Raw genomic sequence first — 22820 nt, 5'->3', positions numbered from 1 at the left:
CGTGGGTGCACGTTTCCGCAGCGGATTCATTGCCAACACCTGGCGCCTCGGGGTCAAGGAGCTATGGAGCCTGTGGCGCGATCCGGCGATGCTGGTGCTGATCGCCTACGTGTTCAGCGTCGGTGTCTACACCGCAGCCACCGCGATGCCGGAAACGCTCAGCAACGCGCCGGTGGCGATTGTCGACGAGGACCGTTCGCCCTTGTCCCGACGCATCGCCGAGGCGCTGTATCCGCCGCATTTCAGCCCGCCGCAGCTGATCGGATGGGCGCAGATGGATCCGGACATGGACGCCGGCCTGCATACCTTCGTGCTGGTGATTCCGCAGGGTTTCCAGCGCGATGTACTGGCCGGGCGTGCACCGCAGATACAGCTCAATGTCGATGCCACGCGGATGAGCCAGGCCTTCGTTGGCAGCGGTTATCTGCAGCAGATCGTGATGGCCGAGGTCAGCGAATTCGCCCAGCGCCAGCGCGTGGCCACGGTGCTGCCGGTGGAGCTGGCGCTGCGTGCGCGTTTCAATCCGGCGCTGGAGCCGGCCTGGTTCGGGGCGCTGGTGCAGGTCATCAACTACATCACGATGTTGTCGATCATCCTGGCTGGCGCGGCGCTGATCCGCGAGCGCGAGCGCGGCACGATCGAACACCTGCTGGTGATGCCGGTGACGCCGGCGCAGATCATGCTGGCCAAGGTCTGGTCGATGAGTCTGGTGGTGCTGCTGGCGGCGGCGCTGTCGCTCGGCATCGTGGTGCAGGGCGTGCTGCAGGTGCCGGTGGCCGGTTCGCTGCCGTTATTCCTGGCCGGTGCTGCGCTGTGCCTGTTCGCGACCACATCGATGGGTATTTTCATGGCCACCATCGCGCGCAACATGCCGCAGTTCGCGATGCTGATGATGCCGACCATCATGCCGCTGCAGATGCTGTCCGGCGGCAGCACGCCGCGTGAATCGATGCCGGCGCTGGTGCAGAACCTGATGCTGGCGGCACCGACCACGCATTTTGTGCAACTGGGCCAGGCCATCCTGTTCCGCGGCGCCGGCATCGAGGTGGTGTGGCGGCCGTTCCTGTGGCTGCTGCTGATCGGTGCGGTGCTGTTTGCGCTGTCGCTGGCGCGCTTTCGCCGCACCATTGCCGGCATGGCGTAAGAGCCGGGCGATATGTTTTCCGATGTTTGTTTTCTTTTTCGAGGTTTTCCGATGTTCCATTGCACGCTGGTTGCACCAATTCTCCATTCGGGCGGAGATCGCTGATGCAAGGCTCGACGATACGCACCGCGCTGGTGACCGGCGGCATGGGCGGGTTGGGACAGGCGATCGCGCGCACCTTGCACGCTGCCGGCCACCGCGTGCTGGTGACCTGCACCGCCACCGATGACGATGTGCTGGGTTGGCTTGCGGCGCAGGCTGCGGCCGGGTTCGATTTTGCCGCCTACGAGGTGGATGTCGGTGATTTCGCTTCCTGCCAGACGATGGCACAGCGTATCGAGGCCGACAGGCACCAGGTCGATATCCTGGTCAACAACGCCGGCATCACCCGCGATGCGACCTTTCGCAAGCTGAGTTGGGAAGACTGGGATGCGGTGCTGCGGGTGAACCTGGATTCGATGTTCAACGTCACCAAGGTGTTCATCGACGGCATGACCACGCGCGGCTGGGGCCGGGTGATCAATATTTCCTCGGTCAATGGCAGCAAGGGCCAGTTCGGCCAGACCAACTATTCGGCTTCCAAGGCCGGGGTGCAGGGCTTCACCCGCGCGCTGGCGCAGGAGGTGGCGCGCAAGGGTGTCACGGTGAATGCGGTTTCGCCCGGTTATGTCGGCACCCAGTTGGTGATGGACATGCCCGAGGACATCCGTGCCCGGATCGTGGCGGAGATCCCGCTCGGGCGCCTTGGCCGGCCGGAGGAAATCGCCGCGCTGGTGGGCTTCATCGCGAGCGAGCCGGCCGGTTATATGACCGGCAGCAACGTGGCGATGAATGGTGGCCAGCACATGAGCTGAAGCACGGGATCAGCTTGCGTTCGCGCTGGCGGACAATGCCGGTTGCGGTATGTGGGTGGCTCAGACCGAATCTTCCAGTGCCACCACGCCCAGTTGCAGCCCGATCGCGGCCAGTTCTTCACGCTCGGCGGCCAGGTCGGCCTGGATCAGGGCGTGGTTGTCGAGCCAGTTGCGCGGCAGCGCGAGTTCGATGCTGTTCTCGTGCGCCTGCACCCGCATCGGTGGCAGCGGATTGTGGTCGTGGCTGCGGTGCAGCAGGATCGCCAGGCGCAGCAGCACGATATTGCGCAGCGCGGCCTGCGCCATGCGGCCGGGCAGGGCGCCGAGCATGTTCTGGTTAACGCTGCGCCGCTGGCAGCGCACCAGGGTCGCCAGTACGGCCTGTTCCTGGCGCGAGAAACCGTCGATGTCGGAATTGGCGATGACGTAGGCGCCGTGCTTCTGGTGCTGGCTGTGCGAGATCGCCAGCCCCAGTTCGTGCAGGCGCGCGGCCCAGCCCAGCATCAGGCGGTCGTCCGGGTCCAGCTCCCAGCTTTCGGCGACCTCGTCGAACATCTGCAGCGCGGTGTGTTCGATCCGCGCCGCGTGTTCGGTATCCATGCCGTAGCGCAGCACCAGCGCCGCGATCGCGGCATCGCGCGGGTCGCGCTGCTGGGTGCGGCCGAGCATGTCGTACAGAACGCCCTCGCGCATCGCGGTTTCGCAGACCCGCATCTGTGACAGGCCCAGGGCGCGGAAGCAGGTATCCATCACCAGCAGGCCGCCGGCGATCACCGGGCGCCGGTCGCTGGAGATGCCGGGCAGCTTGATGTCGTCGATGTGCTTGAACTTCAGCAGTGCATCCACCGCCTGTTCCAGGCCTGCGCCGGTGATGGTGCCGGCTGGCAGGTCCGGGCTGGCCTGCATCTCGGCAATCGCCTTGGCGGTGCCGGAGGAGCCGATCACTTCGCGCCAGCCGAGCGCATGGTAGGCAGCGGTGAACTGCTGCAATTGCAGGGTCAGTTCCAGTTGTCCCTGCTGCCAGCGCTTGCGGTTCAGGCGGCCATCGGGAAAGAAACGCCGGGTCGAGGCGATGCAGCCCATCTGGATGCTTTCGCGCTCCAGTGGCTGGAAACCGCTGCCGATGATGAATTCGGTCGAACCACCGCCGATGTCGATGACCAGCCGGCGCGCATCCGATGGCGGCATGCCGTGTGCCACGCCCAGATAAATCAGGCGCGCTTCCTCGCGCCCTGACACCACTTCGATGCCGTGCCCGAGCGCGGTTTCGGCCGGAATCAGGAAGGCTTGCGGGTTGCGCAGCTGGCGCACGGTATTGGTCGCGATTGCACGCACCCGATGCGGCGGCAGGGTGTGGATGCGTTCGCCGAAACGTGAAAGACAGGCCAGCGCGCGCTCGCGTGCGGCCGGGTCCAGATCGCCCTTGGCGTTCAGGCCCGAGGCCATGCGCACGGTTTCGCGCAGCCGGTCGATGATGCGCAGCTGGCCCAGTACGGCGCGCGCCACGACCATGTGGAAACTGTTGGAACCAAGATCGATCGCGGCCAGCAATTCGCCGTCGCGCAGGCTGGTGGAAGTCAGCGGCATAGTGAAGCCAGCAATCCGTTCTGGGCCGAATAGGGCATCTGGTCCTCGCCGGGTTGGATGCGTTCGTAGCTGCCGTCGCTGTTCAATTGCCAGGCCTGGGTGTTGTCGGCCAGGTAGTTGGCCAGTTCCTCATCGTAGACGCGTTGCGCCAGCGACGGGTCCAGGATCGGGAAGCAGGTTTCGATGCGGCGCAGCAGGTTGCGCTCCAGCCAGTCGGCGCTGGAACAGTAGATTTCCGGCTGGCCGTCGTTGCCGAACCAGTAGACCCGGCTGTGTTCGAGGAAGCGACCGACGATCGAGCGCACCCGGATATTGTCGGAAAAACCCGGCACACCCGGGCGCAGCGAACAGGCACCGCGCACGATCAGGTCGATCTGCACGCCGGCCTGCGAGGCTTCCAGCAGGGCCCGCATCACCTGCGGCTCGTTCAGTGCATTCATCTTGGCGATGATGCGCGCCGGCCGGCCTTCACGCGCCAGTGCGGTTTCGCGCGCGGTCTTGGCCAGTAGCGCGGCGTGCAGCGTGAACGGGGATTGCAGCAGCCAGGACAGCTTGAACGAGGGCACCAGACCGGAAAGCTGCTGGAACATGCGGTGCACGTCCTCGCCGATCTCCGGGTTGGCCGTCATCAGGCCGATGTCGGTGTACAGCCGCGCGGTGCCGGTGTGGTAATTGCCGGTACCCAGGTGCACGTAGCGCTGCAATTTGCGGCCTTCGCGCCGCACGATCAGCATCATCTTGGCGTGGGTCTTGTAGCCGACCACGCCGTAGACCACCTGCACCCCGGCTTCCTGCAACTGGTCGGCCAGCCCCAGATTGGCTTCCTCGTCGAAGCGGGCGCGCAGTTCGATCACCACGGTCACGTCCTTGCCGCTGCGCGCGGCCTCGACCAGGTGTTGCACCAGCACCGAATCCTTGCCGGCGCGGTACAGCGTCTGCTTGATCGCCAGTACATCCGGATCGCGGCTGGCCTGTTTCACCAGCGACACCACGGCGTTGAACGAGTCGAACGGATGGTGCAGCAGCACATCGCCGGCGCGGATGGTGTCGAACAGCTGTTCTTCCTCGACATCCGGGTGCTTGCGCGGCTTGAACGGCAGGAATTTCAGATCCGGGAGGTCGACCAGATCGTAGATCGCGGTGACGCGGTTGAGGTTGACCGGGCCGTTGATGCGGTAGACCGCATTGGGCGGCAGATCGAAGTTCTCCAGCAGGGTGTTGATGATCGGCTTCGGGCAGCTGTCGGCGATCTCCAGCCGCATCGCGCGCGCGAAACCGCGGCCGCGCAGTTCGTCCTGCACCGCGTCGGCGATGTTTTCGACCTCGTCCTCGTCCACGAGCAGTTCCGAATTGCGCGTCACCCGGAACTGGTAGGCGCCCTTGACCTGCATGCCGGGGAACAGCTCGTCGACAAAGCTGGACAGCACCGCCGACAGCAGCACGAAATCATGCTCGCCGCCGGAAACGTTCGGCGGCAGCTGGATGATGCGCGGCAGTGAGCGCGGCGCACGCACGATCGCCATCTTGCCGGCGCGGCCGAAGGCGTCCTTGCCTTGCAGCACCACCACCACGTTCAGGCTCTTGTTGAGGATGCGCGGGAACGGGTGCGCCGGATCCAGCCCGAGCGGCGAGAGCACCGGCAGGATGTCGCTGTTGAAATGCTGCTTGAGCCAGCGCTTCTGGCGCGCGTTCCAGGTTTCCGGCGACAGGATGCGGATGCCTGCATCGGCCAGCGCCGGACGCAGCACTTCGCGCCAGTAGCGGTACTGCTGCTCGACCAGGGTGCCGGCGCGTTCGTGGATCAGCTTCAGCAGGGCGCTGGGCGGGATGCCGTCCGGCGGCAGCGGGGTGCCGAACTCCTGCATATGCAGCACGCCGGCCACGCGGATTTCGAAAAATTCGTCCAGATTGGTGCAGGAGATGCACAGATAGCGCAGCCGTTCCAGCAGCGGCACGCTCTCGTCCATGGCCTGGGCCATGACGCGGAAGTTGAATTCCAGCTGCGACAGTTCCCGGTTTATGTACAGCGCGGGGTCGTGCAGGGTGTCCGGGTTGGTGGCGGGGACGGGCGAGGCGCGGTCGGATCGGGGTCGGCGTGGCATGTGGGCAGCATATCAATCGGGGATGGGGCTGTGCCCGTCGTCGTCGGGCGCCTGCCCGTCATCGTTGCCGGGCAGACGTGGCAGCAGGCGATTCTCGCCGAACTGGCAGGCGAAGGTGCTGCCGCGCCCGACCGCGCTTTCGATCGTCAGGCGCGCCTGGTGCAGATGCAGCACATGCTTGACGATGGAAAGCCCCAGGCCGGTGCCGCCCAGTTCGCGCGAGCGGCTGGTGGAAACGCGGTAGAAGCGCTCGGCCAGGCGTGGGATGTGTGCATCCGGGATGCCATGGCCGGTATCGGTGACCGCCAATCGCACGCCGTCGCCGTGGTGTTCCAGCCGGATACTGATGTGGCCGCCGCTGGGGGTGTAGCGCACCGCGTTGGAAACCAGGTTCGAAAACGCGCTGTGCAGATAGGCGGCCGAGCCGCGCAGATCCATGCCGAGCCGGTCTTCGCAGTGGATCTGGTGCTGGCCACGGCTCAGGGCCTGGGCTTCGCGTTCCAGCGTAAGCAGCATCGGTGCCAGAGCCACGCGTTCTTCCGGCAGGCCCTGCTGTGCTTCCAGTCGCGAGATCGTCAGCAGGTCTTCGACGATGCGGGTCATGCGCTGCGACTGGCTGCGCATTTCCGGCAGGATCGGCTCCAGTGCCGGGCAGTCGTCTTCGGAGAGCAGTTCCAGATAGCCGTGGATCACGGTCAGCGGAGTGCGCAATTCGTGCGAGACATTGGCGACGAAATCACGCCGCACCTGTTCCAGCCGGGTCAGGCGGGTGATGTCCTCGGCCACCAGCAGGTTCTGCTGCGAGGAAAACGGGATCAGCCGCAGCAGCAGGCGCCGCTCCGGATTGACCGGTGAAGGCAGTTCCAGCGGTTCCTGCCCGGTCTTGGCCAGCCATGGCTGGATTTCCGGGTGGTGTTGCCAGACCCGCAGCGGTTGCAGGGTATCGCCGGGGCGCTGCAGGCCGAGCAGGGTGCCGGCGGCGCGATTGAACCAGCGTACGTGGTGGTCGGCGTTGTCCAGCAGCACCAGCGGATCGGGAAAGGCCATCGCCGAGCGGCGGAAACCCAGCAAGGCCAGATGGCTGCGCATCGCGCGCTGCTGTTGCTGGCGGGTGTGGGCGGCCAGATGCCGCGCCAGTTCGCCGAAGGTGCCCTGCTGCGGCAGCGCGCCGGGGGAAAGCTCACCGTGCAGGAAACGTTCCAGGCGCCGCGCCTGGCTGGCCTGCCAGATCACGATGCCGGCCAGGGCCACGGCCAGCGCCGCCAGCGGGTAGCCGATCATCAGGCCGACCAGAAAGGCCAGCGTGCAGACGATGGCGCCGGGCAGCCAGATGCGCCATATGCGTCGTGCCGCCGCCGGGGCGGCTGCGGAAGGGGAATGCGGGCTATGCGGGCGGGCGCTCACTGGTTGAGCGAGAAGCGGTAGCCGGCGCCGCGCACGGTCTGCACGAAGCCATCCAGTCCGGCCGGCTCCAGAGTCTTGCGCAGACGCCGGATGTGTACATCGACGGTGCGCTCTTCGACATAGACGTTGCCACCCCAGACGTGGTCCAGCAGTTGCGAACGGCTGTAGACGCGATCGGTGTGGCTCATGAAGAAGTGCAGCAGGCGGTATTCGGTCGGGCCGATCGAGATCGGGGTGTCGTTGGCGAACACGCGGTGCGCGGCGGCGTCGATGCGCAGCGGGCCGACCACCAGATTGCCGTGTTCGTCGGCATCCGAGCCGCGCCGCAGCACGGCACGGATGCGGGCAAGCAGTTCGCGTGCCGAAAACGGCTTGACGACATAGTCGTCCACGCCCGATTCGAGCCCGGCGACACGGTCGTTTTCTTCGCCGCGTGCGGTCAGCATGATGATCGGGATATCGCGGGTCAGGTCTTCGCGCCGCCAGCGCCGCACCAGATCGATGCCGCTCATGCCGGGCAGCATCCAGTCCAGCAGGATCAGGTCGGGGACCTTCTCGGCCAGCGCCAGACTGGCCTCCTTCTGGTCGCCGGCGTGCACCGGCAGGTAATCGGCCTTGCGCAGCGCAAAGGCGACCATGTCACGGATGGCAGGTTCGTCATCGACGATGAGAATGCGTTTTTGCATGTTCCGCTCGGGTTCGGCAGGCCATGCCACAGTAGACGACAGTTTTATTACCGTTGTGTTACCGAAGACGCAAGGCCGGTGCTTGCAGGCCGGTTTCAGCGTCCAGCCGGTTGCTGGCGCCGCGCTGGTTCTGGCGTTGCTGTTCAAGCGCGTCGGGCATGATCGAGGCGATCCGCGCATCGATCCGCGCGCGCTGGTAGAAATCCAGTTCCGGCGTGTTCTTCAGCCGTTGCAGCTGGCCCAGGGCATCATCGGCGCGGCCGTTGAGCCAGGCCACTTCGGCGTGTGCTTCGGCGGCGCGCACGGTGTCGCCGGCCACTTCGCTGGCGCGCGCGAAGGTGCGCTGGAAGGCCGGATCATGGCCATGCGCGGCCAGCAGCGGACGCAACAGTTCCTGCGCGGTGCGGGCCGCTTCGACATTGCCGTATTCGGCCAGCGCGGCGGCATAGCTGAGCGTGATCGCGGTGTTGTGCGGGCGCTCGCGCAGCAGCTTTTCGTAGCGTGCCTGCGAGGCCGCGCGCAGGCCGCTGCGGTGCTCGTTCTCGGCCTGCGCCAACTCGATCCAGTAAAGCTGCGGATAGGCCTGCGCCAGCTGCCCGAACTCGCTGCCGGCCTGCCGGCTCTGGCCGGCCAGGCTCAGCGCCAGGGCGTGGCCGTAGCGCTGCGCCGGGGTGAACGTGCTTTCATCGGCGTTGCGCAGGCGCTGGTATTCGGCAGCGGCCTCGGCTGCGCTGGCGGCGGTCAGCACGCGCAGGCGTTCGCGCGCCAGGCCGAACAGTTCCGGCGCCAGCGTGGTATCGCTGATCGCCTCGGTGACGTAGTCGGGCAGCAGCGGATTGGGTTGGCGGCGCGGAGCGGCAAGCGCGAAGGACGAGCTGCATGGGGCGACGGAACGGTTGCCGGGTGTGTCTTCGGACGAATCCTGCAGCGGGCTGCACGTGCTGCCGATCTGCTCGGCGCGTGCCTTGGCCTCGCTGATGCGGGTGGTGGTGACCGGGTGCGAGCGCAGGTATTCGGGCAGTTGTGCGCCGCCGGTGTTGCCGCGCATCTGGCGTTCCATGCGGGCAAAGAAATCGGCCATCGCCACCGGCTCGTAGCCGGCGCGCGCCAGGGTCTGGATGCCGAGGCGGTCGGCTTCGTGCTCGTTGGAGCGGGTGTAGTTGATCTGGCGTTGCGCCATCAGCGACATGCCGCCAGCGATCGCGGCCTGGATGCCGTCGCCGCTGCCGCTCTGCGAGGCTGCCAGGATGGCGCCGAGCATGCCGAGCATGATCGGCAGCTGGTCGCGCTGGGCCTGTTCCACCGCACGCAGTACGTGGCGCTGGGTGACATGGGCGATTTCGTGCGCCAGCACCGCAGCCACTTCGTCCTCGCGTTCGGCGGTCAGGATCAGGCCGGCATTGGTGCCGATGTAACCGCCGATCGTGGCGAAGGCGTTGACCTGGCGCGAGCGCATCAGGAAAAAGGTGAAGGCTTGCCGCGGCTGATCGCTGCGCGAGGCCAGGCGATAGCCCAGGGCCTCGATATAGCCTTCCAGCAGCGGGTCATCGAGCACCATGCCGTAGCCGCGCAGTTGCCGTACCATCATCCCGCCGTAGGCCCGTTCCTGCGCGGGGGTCAGCAGTTCGCCGGCCGAGGAACCCATGTCCGGCAGGGTGCCCGTGTCCTGCGCAACGGCCAGCGGCAGGGCGGCGGAAAGGGCGACACAGAGCAACCAGCGTTTCATCGTGGATCAGGAATCCCGTGGTGGAGGGGCGATCATCGCGTGGCGGCGGAAAACCCGCGTTAACTGCTTGTAAACCCCGACATCGGGGACAATGGCGGCTGCTGCTTACCACTTCAAGTTGTTGCGGAGTCCTGATGAACAAGGTCCTGATGTATACCACCCGTGTCTGCCCGTACTGCGTGTCGGCCAAGCAGTTTCTTGCGCGCAAGGGCGTGGAGGTCGAGGAAGTGCGGATCGACGAGGATCCTGCGCGGCGCGCCGAGATGTTCGAGCGGGTCAAGCGCACCTCGGTGCCGCAGATCTTCGTGGGCGATACCCATGTGGGCGGCTTCGACGACATGGTCGCGCTGGACCGCAAGGGTGAGCTGGACCCGCTGCTGGCCACGCTGAGGGAATGAGGGCAGGAGCCGGCTGTCGCCAGCGGCGGTTCGCGTTGCGGCCGCCGCTACTGTCGCGCAGTGCGGTCAGTCCAGCCTGACGGCGACGGTGCGACGCAATTCCGCATCCCAGCCGGCGAGACGGCGCAGGCCGATCTCGGAGAACTCGATGGCATCGCCATCATCCAGTTCCAGCCGGCAGATCGACGGAGTGGCGGCACTCAGCCCACCGGGCAGGTCGCATTGCAGCCTGGCCTGGCCGTCGGCTTCGTGCAGCACGAAGCCGCCTTCGAACTCTTCGCTGCGGGAAAAATGCAGCCAGCGGCTGTCGCGCTCGCTGGCCTGGCTGCCGGCCACCAGCCAGTGGCCGAGCAGGGCTTCGCCCGGGTTCTGCGCGAAGCTGAAGCGGGTGATCGACAGCGGTTTCAGTTCCAGCGCGGTGCCGCCCGCGTCCACACGTGAGAACCACAGCACCGCGCGCGAGGGGCTCTGCACTTCGACATCGACCCAGCCGCTGAAGCGGATCGATTCGGGCGCGGCATAGCCGGAAAACGGCCCGGCGCCGCCTTCGAACTGGCCCAGCTCCAAGCGCGCAATGCCATCGTGCAGCTCACCGGCGCCGAAGTACCAAGCCGAACGGCCCTCCGCGTCGTAACCCATCGCGCTCAGGCTGATCAGCCCGGCCTGGGTTTCCACCGATAGGCCCAGACCCGGGCCGCCGTCGAATTCGCCGCCTTGTTCGGCCCACCAGAAGCCGGTTTCCAGCGTGGCGGCGGTTTGGGTGCCGTCCTGCAGCAGCGCGAAGCCGGCCAGACGGCCGGATGAGCCATCGGCATCTTCGATCAGCAGGCGCACCCGGTGGATGCCTTCGCCGGGCAACAGTTGCTGGGGTTCGAACGCCTCCGTACTGAAGGCATAGGGTGTGGGCGTGCTGCGGCAGCCGGCGCTTTCACGCACCGCCAGCAGCCGGACATCGCGGCCCTGGCTGGAAACCGAGGCCAGTTGCGGCGTGCAGGTGTCCGGCCAGATGCCGCTGACTTCCAGCCGCAGCTGCGTGGCGGAGACAGGGTCGGGCACCACCACGATGCGGGCCGGCTCGAATGCGGCCGCCAGCGCCGGCAGGAGCAGCAGAAGCATGAACGCCAGCAGGTGGATCGACAAAGGTCGCATGGCCGCAACTGTACCGCACTGTCGGCATGGACGATAATGGTTGATTGATGTGGCCGGGATTTTTCCGGCGGCTCGCATTCCCATTCAGCAAAAAACGAGGACCAGTGACGATGAAGCCAACGATTGCGGTAATCCGGGGTGACGGTATCGGCCCGGAGATCATGGAGGCCACGTTGTCGGTGCTCGATGCGATGGAACTGGGCCTGGGCTACGAGTTCGTCGAAGCCGGTCTGGGCGCCTACGAGAAGGAAGGCGAACTGCTGCCGGCCAAGACCCTGGAAACCATCGAACGCCTCGGCGTGGCGCTCAAGAGCCCGCTGACCACGCCGGTGGGCGAGGGCTTTTCCTCGATCAACGTCGCGCTGCGCCGCCGCTTCGACCTGTACGCCAACGTGCGCCCGGCGATTTCCTTCCCCAACACCCAGGCGCGCTATCAGGGCATCGACATCATCACGGTGCGCGAGAACACCGAGGGCGCCTATATCGGTGAAGGACAGGCGCTGTCGGCCGATGGCGAAGTCGCCACGCTGACCCAGAAGATCACCCGCAAGGGCTCCGAGCGCATCGTGCGCTATGCCTTCGAACTGGCCCGTTCGGCCGGCCGCAAGAAGGTCACCGTGGTGCACAAGGCCAACATCCTGAAGACCACTTCGGGCCTGTTCCTGCGCGTGGCGCGCGAAGTCGCGGCGCAGTATCCGGATATCGAGTTCAACGAGATGATCGTCGACAACACCTGCATGCAGCTGGTGATGTGGCCCGAGCAGTTCGACGTGATCGTCACCACCAACCTGTTCGGCGACATCATTTCCGACCTGTGCGCCGGTCTGGTCGGTGGCCTGGGCCTGGCGCCGGGCGCCAACATCGGCAAGGACGCGGCGATCTTCGAAGCCGTGCACGGCACCGCACCGGATATCGCCGGTCAGGGTCTGGCCAATCCGGTGTCGCTGATGCTGGGTGCCGCGCAGATGCTCGGCCACTTGAACATGGAGCAGGACGCCCAGCGTCTGCGCCACGCCATCGTGGCGGCGATGGAAGCACGCGACAGCCTCACCCGTGATCTGGGCGGCAGTGGTTCCACGATGGACTTTGCCCGCGCGATCGCGCGCCGCGTCACCGCCTGACGCCTGATGTGTTCACCGGCGTGGCGCGCATGCCACGCCGGTCAGCTTCTCCCGTCCTTGCCACAGTTCAGCGGCCTTGCCAGCCGTGGCCCAGTACCGAGACCTGGCTGCTGCCGGGGCGGATGGCATGTTCAAGCGCGCCGAACACGTAATCGCCGGCTGCCTCGCACGCGCTTTTGATGTCATGGCCCAGCGCCAGGTTCGCGGCGATCGCGGCCGACAGCGTGCAGCCGGTGCCATGGCCATCCACGTCCAGACGCGGCCGGGTGAAGCTGTGCAACTGCGCCCCATCCAGCAGCACGTCGACCACATCGTCCGTGGGCCGATGGCCGCCCTTCATCAGCACCGCCATGGCGTCATGCGTGCGCAGTTCGTGCGCCGCCTGCTGCATCTGTTCCAGTGACTGGATCGGATGGCCGACCAGCAACTCGGCTTCGTGCAGGTTCGGAGTCAGCACCCGGGTCAATGGAAAAAGCCGCTCGCGGATCGCGCGGATCGCGTCCGCTTCCAGCAGGCGCGCGCCGGAGGTGGCGACCATCACCGGGTCCAGCACCAGGTTGCGCACCTCGTGGGCGATCAGCGCGTCGGCCACCGTTTCGACGACCTGGGCATTGGCCAGCATGCCGAGCTTGACCGCGCCGATGCGGAAGTCGTCGAACAGCACGTCGATCTGGGCACGCAGGAAATCCAGCGGCGGCACATGCACCGCACTGACACCACGGGTGTTCTGCGCAGTCAGCGCCGCGATCGCGGTCAGGCCGTGCACGCGGTGCGCGGCGAAGGTCTTCAGATCGGCCTGGATGCCGGCACCGCCGCCGGAGTCGGAGCCGGCGATGCTCAGTACCGAAACGGGGCGAAAATCAGTGGGGTGTTGTTCCATTGCAACAGTCCAGCAGCAGAATGTGGCTAAAAAGTCCGGCCCGGTTCGGGAAACGGCTTGAAAGCGTGATTTGTCGCGTTGACGCGGTGTTGTTTGTTCACCATACTTGCGCCCGACATGGCTTCCATCCATCCATGAACACGATTCCGGCTCCTTCCCCGCTCAAGCGTACCGCCCTGGCTCTGGCCTGTGGCACGGTGTTTCTTGTCGCCCAGCCGGCGCTGGCCGCCGGTTCCGGTGCTGAAGCCTGGCGCGACTACGCGCGGCGCAGCATGATGCCCGATTATGCGTGGAACGATGCACCATCGGCGCAGAGCCTGGCGCCGACGCTGCGCGATGCGGTCCTGGGCGCGCAGCGGCAATCGCTGACGATGTGGCTTTCCGCTGATGCCGCCAGCTCGGTCCAACGCAGCCTGACGTTGTCATTCGGTGGCGCCGCCGGCCTGCACGCGCCCCTTGCCGCACCCGCCACGGTGGCACAGCCACTGGATCTGGATGCCCGCGTTTCGCCGCTGCACAGCCGCTTCCTGGACGCCACCTTCGAACAGGACTTCGGCCGCAGCAGCCGCTTCAGCGTCTCGGCGCTGGTGGCCAGCCAGTATTTCGCCACGCCGGGCTTCGGCCTGTTGCAGGGCATGATGTCCGAGCCGGCACTGCAGCGGATCCACGATGTGCGGCCGGGCTATTCCGAGTCCAGCCACGGCCAGGGCATGGGCGCCAGCGTGTACCAGTCGCTGGGACAGGATCTGGCCTGGCGTCTGGCGGCGCAATCCAGGCTGGACATGGGTACGTTCGAATCGGTGCGCGGCATCCACGCCGAACCGGGCGACTTCGATCTGCCCGGCCGGGTCGGTGCGCAACTGGAATGGAACGCATCGGCCAATACCGTCCTCGCCGCCGGTGTGGAACGGGTCTTCTACAGCGACATCACCCCGTTCACCAGTCCGGCGCTGCCGGCCCGCCTGCTGTCGCTGATGGCCGATGGCCATGCGCCGGCGTTCGAATGGCGCGATCTGACCGTCTATTCGCTGGAAGGCCGGGTTTCACACGGCACCGCCGGACAGTGGGTGCTGCGCTACACCACCCGCCAGCAGCCTTCACCCAGCGCCGACCTGTACCGCCGGGCACTGGACAGCGAATACACCAACCGCAACTTCGTGCTGGGCTATCGTCACGGCCTCGGGCAGTGGGGACAGGTCGCGGTGATGGCCAGCTATGCGCCGTCGATGGCCTTCCTCGGCGCCGGTCCGGTGTTTTCACCGGCCAGCACCTATGCGCGCGGCGCGCGGGCCGAAGTCGAAGCCCGCTGGGTGCTGCCGTTCTGACAGCGGCCTGATGCACCGCCCCGCAGCGCGAGGCGGCAGCAGGATTCCGTTGACGGTTTTCAGTCGCGGCCGGCCGGCAGCGTGCTTCCAGCTGCTTGCGGATGTGCATCCGGGGTGTGTTCCAGCCGTGTCGGCGCAGCGTGACGCCGTCCTTCCCTTGCGCCTTGCAGGCGGTGCTATCGTCCCCATCTAGGGGCGATACGGCAGTCTCCGCTGCCGCCCTGTGACATGGAGAGTTTTGATGTCCGATATCCCGTTGACCGAGCCTTCCGAACTGCCGGTGCTGCCCCTGCGCGATGTGGTGGTCTATCCGCATATGGTGATCCCGCTGTTCGTCGGGCGGGAAAAGTCGATGCGTGCGCTGGATGTGGCGATGGAACGCGACAAGCGCATCCTGCTGGTGGCCCAGACCAGTCCCGAAGTGGATGATCCCGGCGCCGCCGACCTGTACCAGATGGGTACCGTGGCGCAGGTGCTGCAACTGCTGAAGCTGCCCGATGGCACCGTCAAGGTGCTGGTCGAGGGCATCAGCCGCGCGCACGTGGCTGATTGTGCCGAGCGTGAAGGTGCGCTGTCGGCCACCGCGATGCCGGTCCAGTCCACCAGCGAGCGCGAAGAGCGCGAACTGGAAGTGACGCTGCGTTCACTGCTGTCGCTGTTCGAGCAGTACGTCAAGATGAACCGCAAGATTCCGCCCGAGCTGCTGTCCACGCTGGGCGGTATCGACGACCCCAGCCGCCTGGCCGACACCATCGCCGCGCATCTGGCGATCCGCCTGTCGGACAAGCAGACCCTGCTGGAAAACCTCGAAGTCGGCGCCCGTCTGGAGCAGCTGATCGGCTTCGTCGATGGTGAAATCGATGTGCAGCAGCTGGAAAAGCGCATCCGCGGCCGGGTCAAGTCGCAGATGGAGAAAAGCCAGCGCGAGTACTACCTGAACGAACAGATGAAGGCGATCCAGAAGGAGCTGGGCGATCTGGACGAACAGCCCAACGAGCAGGAAGACCTGGCGCGCAAGATCGCCGAAGCCAAGATGCCCAAGGCGGTCGAAACCAAGGCCAAGGCCGAACTCAACAAGCTCAAGCAGATGTCGCCGATGTCGGCTGAAGCCACTGTGGTGCGCAACTACATCGACTGGCTGGTCGGGGTGCCGTGGAGCAAGCGCAGCAAGGTGCGGCGCGATCTCAAGCAGGCCCAGAACGTGCTTGATGCGGACCATTACGGCCTGGAAAAGGTCAAGGAGCGCATCCTCGAATACCTCGCGGTGCAGGCCCGCGTGCGCCAGATGAAAGGCCCGATCCTGTGCCTGGTCGGCCCGCCGGGCGTGGGCAAGACCTCGCTTGGCCAATCGATCGCCAAGGCCACCAACCGCAAGTTCGTGCGCATGAGCCTGGGCGGCGTCCGCGACGAAGCCGAAATCCGAGGCCACCGCCGCACCTATATCGGTTCGATGCCCGGCAGGCTGGTGCAGAACCTGAGCAAGGCCGGCACCCGCAATCCGCTGTTCGTGCTCGATGAAATCGACAAGATGAGCAACGACTTCCGCGGCGATCCGGCCGCAGCGCTGCTGGAAGTGCTGGATCCGGAGCAGAACCACAATTTCAACGACCATTACCTGGAGGTCGATCTGGACCTGTCCGAGGTGATGTTCGTGGCCACCGCCAACTCGCTCAACATCCCCGGCCCGCTGCTGGACCGCATGGAAGTGATCCGCATCCCCGGCTATACCGAGGACGAGAAGATCGCGATCGCCACCAACTACCTGCTGCCCAAGCAGATCAAGGGCAACGGGCTCAAGCCCGAGGAAATCAAAGTCGGGATCGAGGCGATCCGCGAGATCGTGCGCTATTACACGCGCGAATCCGGGGTGCGTGGGCTGGAGCGGGAAATCTCCAAGATCTGCCGCAAGGTGGTCACGCAGATCGCACTGGCCGGACCGAAGCCGGTGCGCAAGGGACGCCGCAAGGAGACCGGCATCCGCATCACGCCGGCCAATATCGACACCTATCTGGGCGTGCGCCGTTACGACTTCGGTCGTGCCGAAGAGCAGGCCGAAGTCGGTCTGGTCACCGGCCTGGCCTGGACCGAAGTCGGCGGTGATCTGCTGCAGATCGAAGCCAGCCTCATGCCGGGCAAGGGCGGTCTGCTGCATACGGGCCAGCTGGGCGACGTGATGCAGGAATCGGTCAAGGCTGCACTGACCGTGGTGCGTTCGCGCGCCGAGCGTCTCGGTCTTGACCCGGAGTTCCACCAGAAGCACGACATCCATGTGCACGTGCCCGAAGGCGCCACGCCCAAGGACGGCCCCAGTGCCGGTATCGCGATGTGCACCGCACTGGTATCGGCGCTGAGCCGCGTGCCGGTGAAGGCCGATGTGGCGATGACCGGTGAAATCACCCTGCGCGGTCGCGTGCTTCCGATCGGCGGGCTGAAGGAAAAGCTGCTGGCGGCGCTGCGTGGTGGCATCCAGACCGTGCTTATCCCGCAGGAGAACGAGAAGGATCTGGCCGACATTCCGAAGAACGTTACCGCCGGCCTCAAGATCATCCCGGTGCGGTGGATCGACGAGGTGCTGGACCTGGCCCTGACCCAGCCGCTGCTGCCCAAACTGCACGGCCAGGGTGTGGCGACGGTGGAGAATGTTTCCGGCAAGACCGGCCCGGTACCGTCACGGGCACATTGATGCGCGGATCCGATTGACGCGGCAAGGCAACTGTGCATTGCCGCGTTATCGGCTCAAAACCGCATGGCACAAGGAAAATCGTATTGCGTGGTGCCCGGGTCGCTGGTATAAATCCAGCCCACCCGGGAGTTGGTGCAGGATGCACACCACGGTGGGATTGGTTGCTGCGCCCGCGCTCACGTCGAGGCTGCACGTTGCCGACACAACACAAACTGCGAAAACCTGAATTCGTACACTGGAGTGACAAATCAAATGAACAAGGCTGACTTTGTAAACGCCGTGGCTGCCGAGGCCGAGCTCTCCAAGACCGACGCCGCCAATGCGGTCGACGCCATCATCGAAGTCGTGAAGAAGGCCCTGAAGAAGGGCGACAGCGTGTCGCTGGTCGGCTTTGGCACCTTCGAAGTGCGCAAGCGCGCCGCCCGTACCGGCCGCAATCCGCGCACCGGCGAGACCATCAAGATCAAGGCATCGAAGATTCCTTCGTTCAAGGCTGGCAAAGCTCTGAAAGATGCTGTAAACTGAGCGTCTTCGCAGGGTGCTTAGCTCAGCGGTAGAGCGTCGCCCTTACAAGGCGAGGGTCGGGGGTTCGAAACCCTCAGCACCCACCAAAGCACCATGCAGCGTCAAAGCGCGGAGTGGTAGTTCAGTCGGTTAGAATACCGGCCTGTCACGCCGGGGGTCGCGGGTTCGAGTCCCGTCCACTCCGCCACTATGCCGAGGGCGCCTGATAGCAGGCGCCCTCTTTTTTTGTCCGACGCGGTCGTGCCGCCGGGTGCGGCGCGTCCCCATATGCGAGCGATGGTTCCGCCCGATGTTGCAGATTCTTCGTGAAAAGACTACAGGCTGGGTTGCGATTGCGGTCCTGCTGGTCCTGGCCGTCCCGTTCGCCTTTTTCGGCGTCGAGAACTACTTCCAACAGCGGGTGCCGACCTATGTGGCCAAGGTCAACGACACCGAAATCAGCCAGGATCAGTTCCGCGAACGTTTCGAGGACTACCGCAGCCGCATGCGGCAGATGCTCGGCGAACGCTACGACGCCCGCGAATTCGATACCCCGATCGTCAAACGTCAGGTGCTGGAAAGCCTGATTGACGAGCAGGTGCTGCGCCAGGCCGCGCACAAGTACGGGCTGGTGGTGTCGCCGACCATGCTGCAGCAGGAAATCGCCGGGATTGATGCTTTCCACGTCAACGGCCAGTTCAGTCCCGACCAGTACCGCATGGTGCTGGCCGGTGCCGGCATGTCCCCGCGCATCTTTGAACAGCGCATGGCGCAGGACCTGGTCACCCGTGCCCTGCCGCGCAGCATCAGCGCCAGCAGCATCGTCACCGATGCCTATGTCGATCGCTTCCTGGCCCTGCGCGACCAGACCCGCAGCTTCGACTACCTCCTGCTGCCGGCACCCGATGCTGAAGCCATCGGCGAGATCAGCGAAGCCGATCTGGCCGCCTACCACGAGAGCCACACCGACCAGTACCAGAGCCAGGAAACCGTATCGATTGAATACGTCGAACTGGACGTCAGCAAGCTGGAGCTTGATGAAAGCGTCGATGAGCTGACGCTGCGCGAACGCTACGAACAGAACAAGCACCGCTATATCGAACCCGAGCAGCGCCTGGCTTCGCACATTCTGATCCAGACCGATGCCAATGCCGACGCCGCCGCACAGCAGGAAGCGCAGGCGCGTGCCGCCGAACTGGTGCAACAGGCGCGTGCCGAAGGCGCGGATTTCGCGGAATTGGCGCGCACCAGCTCCGATGACCCCGGCTCCAAGGCCATCGGCGGTGACCTGGGCTGGATCGAGCAGGGCGTGACCGAGCCGGCCTTCGAAGAGGCGCTGTTCGCGATGCAGCCCGGCATCAGCGACCCGGTCAAGGGCAGCGACGGCTGGCACGTGATCTGGTTGCGCGAGGTGCGCGAATCCAGCGGCAAGGCATTCGAGGATGTGAAGACCGAGTTGGAAAAGGAATACTTGGAGTCCGAGCGCGAGCGCGCTTTCAGTGAGCGTTCCGGGCAACTGGTCGAAGCGATTTACCGTGATCCGACCACGCTGGACACTGCCGCCGCCGAACTGGGCTTGACGGTGCAGAAGGCCGGTCCGTTTACCCGGGCAGGTGGTGCCGGTATTGCCGCCAATCCGGATGTGCTGCGTGCGATGTTCTCCGACAGCGTCATGCGGGAAGGGCTGGTCAGCGATCTGATCGAACTTTCACCCAGCCACGGCCTGGTGTTGCGCGTCACCGAGCATTCGCCGGCCGCGACCCGTCCGCTGGACGAAGTGCGTCATCTGGTCGAAGCCGCGGTGCGTGAGCAGCGTCTGGATGAACTGGGCGCTGCGGCGCTGGACAAGGCACGCGAGCAGGTCACCTCGCTGGAATCGTTGCGTGAATACGCGCAGGCCAACGAACTGGAAATCCAGAGCGCGGAAGGCGTCGGGCGCAATGCCGCCACGGTGGATCCGGTGATCAATGCCGCAGCGTTCAAGCTGGCGCATCCGGAAGCCGGCAGCAGTGTCATCGGCGATGCCGCGCTGGCCGGTGGTGTCAATGCACTGATTGCACTGACGGCGGTCACCGACGGTGACGTGTCCACGGTCGAAGCCGGTACCCGCGACATGCTCAAGCAGCAGCTTGCGCAGTCGATCGGCACGCTGGAGGCCAGCGAACTGGTCAAGGCGCTGCGCCGCGAGGCGGAGATCCAGGTGGTCGAGTCGCGTCTGTAAGCAGCGCGGCCGTCAGTCACCGCGCACCGCGCGGAACTCCGGTTCCAGAAAACGCAAAACCCGGCAGCTGCCGGGTTTTTGCTTTTTCAGCTTCGGGAAAAGCGCGACGGCAGCCTGGATGGTGGCCGCCGCACCGGGCGGATCAGTCCAGCCCGGTCATGCCCAGGATGTTGTAACCGCAATCGACATAGGTGATTTCACCGGTCACACCGGCGGCAAGATCCGAACACAGGAAGGCGCCGACATTGCCGACATCCTCGATCGTGACGTTTCGGCGCAGCGGCGCCTGATCCGCCACATGGGTCAGCATCTTGCGCAGATTGCCCACGCCCGAGGCGGCCAGGGTTTTGATCGGGCCGGCCGAAACCGCGTTGACGCGGGTGCCTTCCGGGCCCAGGTTCATCGCCAGATAGCGCACCGAAGCTTCCAGCGCGGCCTTGGCCACGCCCATCACGTTGTAGTTCGGCAGTGCACGCTCGGAACCCAGATAGGTCAGCGTCAGGATGCTGCCGTTGCGGCCCTGCATCATCGGGCGCGCAGCCTTGGCCAGTGCTGCCAGGCTGTAGGCGGAAATATCCAGCGCGATACCGAAACTCTCGCGTGTGAGATTGTCGACGAAGCCGCCGTCCAGGGTTTCACGCGGTGCGAAGCCGACCGAGTGCACCAGGATGTCGAAGCCATCCCAGTGCTGGCCGAGCTGTTCGAACAGCGTTTCGATCTGCGCATCATCGGCCACGTCCAGCGGCAGCACGAGCTTGGAACCGTACTCGGCGGCTGCCTCTTCCACGCGCGACTTGAGCTTGTCGTTCTGGTAGGTGAAGGCCAGTTCGGCGCCTTCGCGGCGCATGGCCTCGGCGATGCCGTTGGCGATCGAGCGCTGGCTGGCGATGCCGACGATCAGCGCACGTTTACCGGCAAGAAATCCCATGAAGCGTACTCCTGAAAGTGTGGACGGAGGGGTGTCCGTCCGGGTGGATGGATGCATTTGCGCGGCAGCCTGGAGACTGCGGCGCAAAAGTGCGGAAACCGGGGTGGCAAGTGTGACGCCTGCGCCGTCAGGGTGCCAGCTTCAGGCGCTGGCCGGGGCGTAGGATCGAGCGCCCATCCAGGCCATTGAGCGACATCAGCGTGGCCAGCCGGATGCCGTGGCGGCGTGCGATCGCACCCAGCGTATCGCCACTGCGCACCACATAATTTCCACTCGCGCTTGCAGGCGAGGCGGGTGCGGGCGCAGGCGGCAGTTCGAACTGCTCGAAGCGCGGGCTCAGCGATTCGGGCAGCAGCAAGTGGCGTGGTGCGTTGCGCGTGATGTAGCCGTCACGAAAGCCCGGATTCAACCATTCCAGCAGGCCCGGTGGCAGCTCGCGGTCGCGCGCGATTGCCGCCAGGCTGGATTGACCGGCGGGCAACTGGATGCGCACCAGCGGATCGACCCGGGTGTCGTCAGGCAGCGTCAGATCGAAGCGTTCCGGCTGCGCCAGCAGGCAGGCCAGCGCCTTCATCTTGGCCACATGCGCATAGCTGGAGGCCGGCAGACCCGCAGGCAGGCGCGCATCGGCGGAAAAGCGTACGTCCGGCTGGTTTTCCAACTGCTTCTTCAGGCGGTAGGGGCCGGCGTTGAAGCCCAGCACGGCCAGCTTCCAGTCGCCGAACTGGTTCTGCATATCGCCCAGATAGCGCAGCGCGGCGTCGGTGGAAGCCAACGGATCCAGGCGGCCGTCGAACGCCGGGCTGAGTGGCAGGTCGAAATGCTCCGCAGTGGAGCGGCCGAACTGCCACAGGCCCAGGTGATCGCCGGCACCGCGCGCATCCGGGCGGTAGCCGCTTTCCACGATCGGCAGCAAGGCGTATTCGCCGGGCAGGCGGTAGCGGTCCAGTTCGTCCAGCGCCAGGCCGATCAGAGGCAGGGCCTGTTCGATTTGCTGAGCGAAACCGCGTGGCGAGCGCGCATAGATGTCCTGCCATCGGTGTACCAGTGGATCGGCCACGCAGGGCGGGTCGACCAGACGCTCGCGCAGACGTTGCAGCACTTCCGCACCGGTGCGTGGCGATGCCGGTTCAGGCAGCAGGAATGTCGGCGGCGGTGGCTCGGCGGCCTTGGCTGTGCTGGCTGAAACCGGGGATTGAACCTCGGGAGCCGCAGGCGCGTCGATGTCCTGTGCCGGGCGCGGTGGTGTCATCTGGCAGGCCGCCAGCGCAAGGCACAGCAGCAGCATCGGCAGCGAACGCAGGCGCATCATGCGGCGCGGAATCCGTCCTTCCAGGCCCGCAATGCGGCGAAGGTGGCCACTTCATCGCCCGGGTCGCTGCCGCAATGACGTGCCACCGCGTGCGCCACGCTGACCTGATCGCAGCGCAGGAAGGGATTGGTCGCCCGTTCACTGGCGATGGAGACAGGCAGCGTTGGTTGGCCTTGTCCGCGTGCTGCACGGGCCTGCGCCAGCCGCTCGACCAGTGCCGGGTTGCCCGGTTCCACCACCTGCGCGAAAGCCGCATTGGCCAGCGTGTATTCGTGCCCGCAACAGACCCGGGTGTCATCCGGCAGTGCCGCCAGACGTTGCAGCGAGACAAGCATTTGCGCAGGCGTGCCTTCGAACAGGCGTCCGCAGCCCAGGCTGAACAGGGTATCGCCGGTGAACGCCACGCCATGCCCGACATAGGCCACATGGCTGAGGGTGTGGCCGGGCAGATGCATCGTGGAAAACGTCAGGCCGGCGTCGGGCAGCTCAATCGCATCACCCTCGGCCACGCGGACATCGGCGCAGCTGATGCGCGCATCGTCCGGGGCGTAGACCGGGATGCCGAAATGTTCGGCCAGCTCGGCTGCACCGCCGATGTGGTCGGGATGGTGGTGGGTCAGCAGGATTGCGCAGGGCGACAGGCCGCTGTCCTGTCGGGCCAGCACCGGCGCGGCTTCGCCCGGATCGACAATCACGCTGCGGCCGCTGCTTCCGGTCATCAGCCAGATGTAGTTGTCGTTCAGCGCCGGCAGGGCAACAAGTTGGAACATGGGGCGGGTAGACTTCGCGATTGTTT

The 22820-nt window shown here is 65.6% G+C and carries 18 protein-coding genes and 2 tRNA genes; 10 read left to right on the top strand and 10 right to left on the bottom strand.

Features of this window, described 5'->3' with window-relative positions:
- The first annotated feature begins 1 nt into the window (after window position 1).
- On the top strand, window positions 2–1144 hold the full coding sequence (locus tag WDB66_RS09885; RefSeq protein WP_339398402.1) for an ABC transporter permease: 1143 nt from the start codon (window positions 2–4) through the stop codon (window positions 1142–1144).
- A 104-nt stretch (window positions 1145–1248) separates the two neighbouring features.
- Complete coding sequence (phbB, locus tag WDB66_RS09880; protein WP_339398401.1) at window positions 1249–1998, top strand: acetoacetyl-CoA reductase; 750 nt, start codon at window positions 1249–1251, stop codon at window positions 1996–1998.
- A 60-nt stretch (window positions 1999–2058) separates the two neighbouring features.
- Here phbB and ppx read toward each other — a convergent pair whose 3' ends face one another.
- From ppx to WDB66_RS09855, 5 genes are read right to left on the bottom strand one after another with little or no spacing between them, the layout of a single operon-like run.
- Window positions 2059–3585 (bottom strand): exopolyphosphatase, encoded by a 1527-nt coding sequence (gene ppx / locus WDB66_RS09875; RefSeq protein WP_339398400.1) that lies wholly within the window; start codon window positions 3583–3585, stop codon window positions 2059–2061.
- Window positions 3576–5687, bottom strand: coding sequence for a polyphosphate kinase 1 (gene ppk1 / locus WDB66_RS09870; RefSeq protein ID WP_339398399.1), 2112 nt, complete (start codon window positions 5685–5687; stop codon window positions 3576–3578). The genes ppx and ppk1 overlap by 10 nt, the downstream gene beginning before the upstream one ends.
- A gap of 12 nt (window positions 5688–5699) precedes the next feature.
- A complete protein-coding gene (phoR, locus tag WDB66_RS09865; RefSeq protein WP_489670849.1) occupies window positions 5700–7091 on the bottom strand; it encodes a phosphate regulon sensor histidine kinase PhoR in 1392 nt (463 codons plus the stop codon).
- Complete coding sequence (phoB, locus tag WDB66_RS09860; protein ID WP_339398398.1) at window positions 7088–7777, bottom strand: phosphate regulon transcriptional regulator PhoB; 690 nt, start codon at window positions 7775–7777, stop codon at window positions 7088–7090. Before phoB ends, phoR begins: the two co-directional genes overlap by 4 nt.
- Before the next feature lie 58 nt (window positions 7778–7835).
- The gene (locus WDB66_RS09855) at window positions 7836–9503 is read right to left on the bottom strand and encodes a M48 family metalloprotease (protein WP_339398397.1); all 1668 of its coding nucleotides are present in this window, start codon (window positions 9501–9503) and stop codon (window positions 7836–7838) included.
- 134 nt (window positions 9504–9637) lie between these two features.
- On the opposite strand from WDB66_RS09855, the gene grxC reads away from it, so the two are divergent.
- Complete coding sequence (gene grxC, locus WDB66_RS09850) at window positions 9638–9901, top strand: glutaredoxin 3 (RefSeq protein WP_339398396.1); 264 nt, start codon at window positions 9638–9640, stop codon at window positions 9899–9901.
- Between the two features lie 66 nt (window positions 9902–9967).
- On the opposite strand, the gene WDB66_RS09845 is transcribed toward grxC, so the two are convergent.
- Window positions 9968–11017, bottom strand: a complete 1050-nt coding sequence (locus WDB66_RS09845; RefSeq protein ID WP_339398395.1) for a hypothetical protein — start codon at window positions 11015–11017, stop codon at window positions 9968–9970.
- A gap of 143 nt (window positions 11018–11160) precedes the next feature.
- On the opposite strand from WDB66_RS09845, the gene WDB66_RS09840 reads away from it, so the two are divergent.
- Window positions 11161–12171, top strand: coding sequence for an isocitrate dehydrogenase (locus WDB66_RS09840; RefSeq protein ID WP_339398394.1), 1011 nt, complete (start codon window positions 11161–11163; stop codon window positions 12169–12171).
- A 67-nt stretch (window positions 12172–12238) separates the two neighbouring features.
- Here the strand turns inward: WDB66_RS09840 and thiD are convergent, their stop codons facing one another.
- Window positions 12239–13051 (bottom strand): bifunctional hydroxymethylpyrimidine kinase/phosphomethylpyrimidine kinase, encoded by an 813-nt coding sequence (gene thiD / locus WDB66_RS09835; protein ID WP_339398393.1) that lies wholly within the window; start codon window positions 13049–13051, stop codon window positions 12239–12241.
- A gap of 134 nt (window positions 13052–13185) precedes the next feature.
- Between thiD and WDB66_RS09830 the strand changes: the two genes are divergently transcribed.
- From WDB66_RS09830 to WDB66_RS09805, 6 genes are all read left to right on the top strand, one after another.
- The gene (locus WDB66_RS09830; protein ID WP_339398392.1) at window positions 13186–14376 is read left to right on the top strand and encodes a hypothetical protein; all 1191 of its coding nucleotides are present in this window, start codon (window positions 13186–13188) and stop codon (window positions 14374–14376) included.
- Window positions 14377–14617: 241 nt separating this feature from the next.
- The gene (lon, locus tag WDB66_RS09825) at window positions 14618–17059 is read left to right on the top strand and encodes an endopeptidase La (protein WP_489670848.1); all 2442 of its coding nucleotides are present in this window, start codon (window positions 14618–14620) and stop codon (window positions 17057–17059) included.
- Between the two features lie 252 nt (window positions 17060–17311).
- Window positions 17312–17584, top strand: a complete 273-nt coding sequence (locus tag WDB66_RS09820; protein WP_339398391.1) for an HU family DNA-binding protein — start codon at window positions 17312–17314, stop codon at window positions 17582–17584.
- 11 nt (window positions 17585–17595) lie between these two features.
- Window positions 17596–17670 (top strand) — tRNA-Val (locus tag WDB66_RS09815).
- A 24-nt stretch (window positions 17671–17694) separates the two neighbouring features.
- Window positions 17695–17771, top strand: a tRNA-Asp gene (locus WDB66_RS09810).
- 102 nt (window positions 17772–17873) lie between these two features.
- Window positions 17874–19784 carry a SurA N-terminal domain-containing protein gene (locus WDB66_RS09805; RefSeq protein WP_339398390.1) on the top strand — a complete coding sequence of 637 codons (1911 nt, stop codon included), beginning with the start codon at window positions 17874–17876 and terminating at the stop codon, window positions 19782–19784.
- A gap of 142 nt (window positions 19785–19926) precedes the next feature.
- Here the strand turns inward: WDB66_RS09805 and WDB66_RS09800 are convergent, their stop codons facing one another.
- From WDB66_RS09800 to gloB, 3 genes are all read right to left on the bottom strand, one after another.
- Window positions 19927–20712, bottom strand: a complete 786-nt coding sequence (locus tag WDB66_RS09800) for an enoyl-ACP reductase FabI (RefSeq protein WP_339398389.1) — start codon at window positions 20710–20712, stop codon at window positions 19927–19929.
- Window positions 20713–20839: 127 nt separating this feature from the next.
- A complete protein-coding gene (locus tag WDB66_RS09795) occupies window positions 20840–22024 on the bottom strand; it encodes a transglycosylase SLT domain-containing protein (protein ID WP_339398388.1) in 1185 nt (394 codons plus the stop codon).
- Window positions 22021–22794, bottom strand: coding sequence for a hydroxyacylglutathione hydrolase (gene gloB, locus WDB66_RS09790; RefSeq protein ID WP_339398387.1), 774 nt, complete (start codon window positions 22792–22794; stop codon window positions 22021–22023). The genes WDB66_RS09795 and gloB overlap by 4 nt, the downstream gene beginning before the upstream one ends.
- Window positions 22795–22820 lie beyond the last annotated feature (26 nt).

Source organism: Denitratimonas organivorans (assembly GCF_037478135.1).
Taxonomy (GTDB): domain Bacteria; phylum Pseudomonadota; class Gammaproteobacteria; order Xanthomonadales; family Xanthomonadaceae; genus Denitratimonas.
The sequence above is the reverse complement of the archived record's forward strand: the minus strand, read 5'-3'. Positions and strand labels throughout refer to the sequence as shown.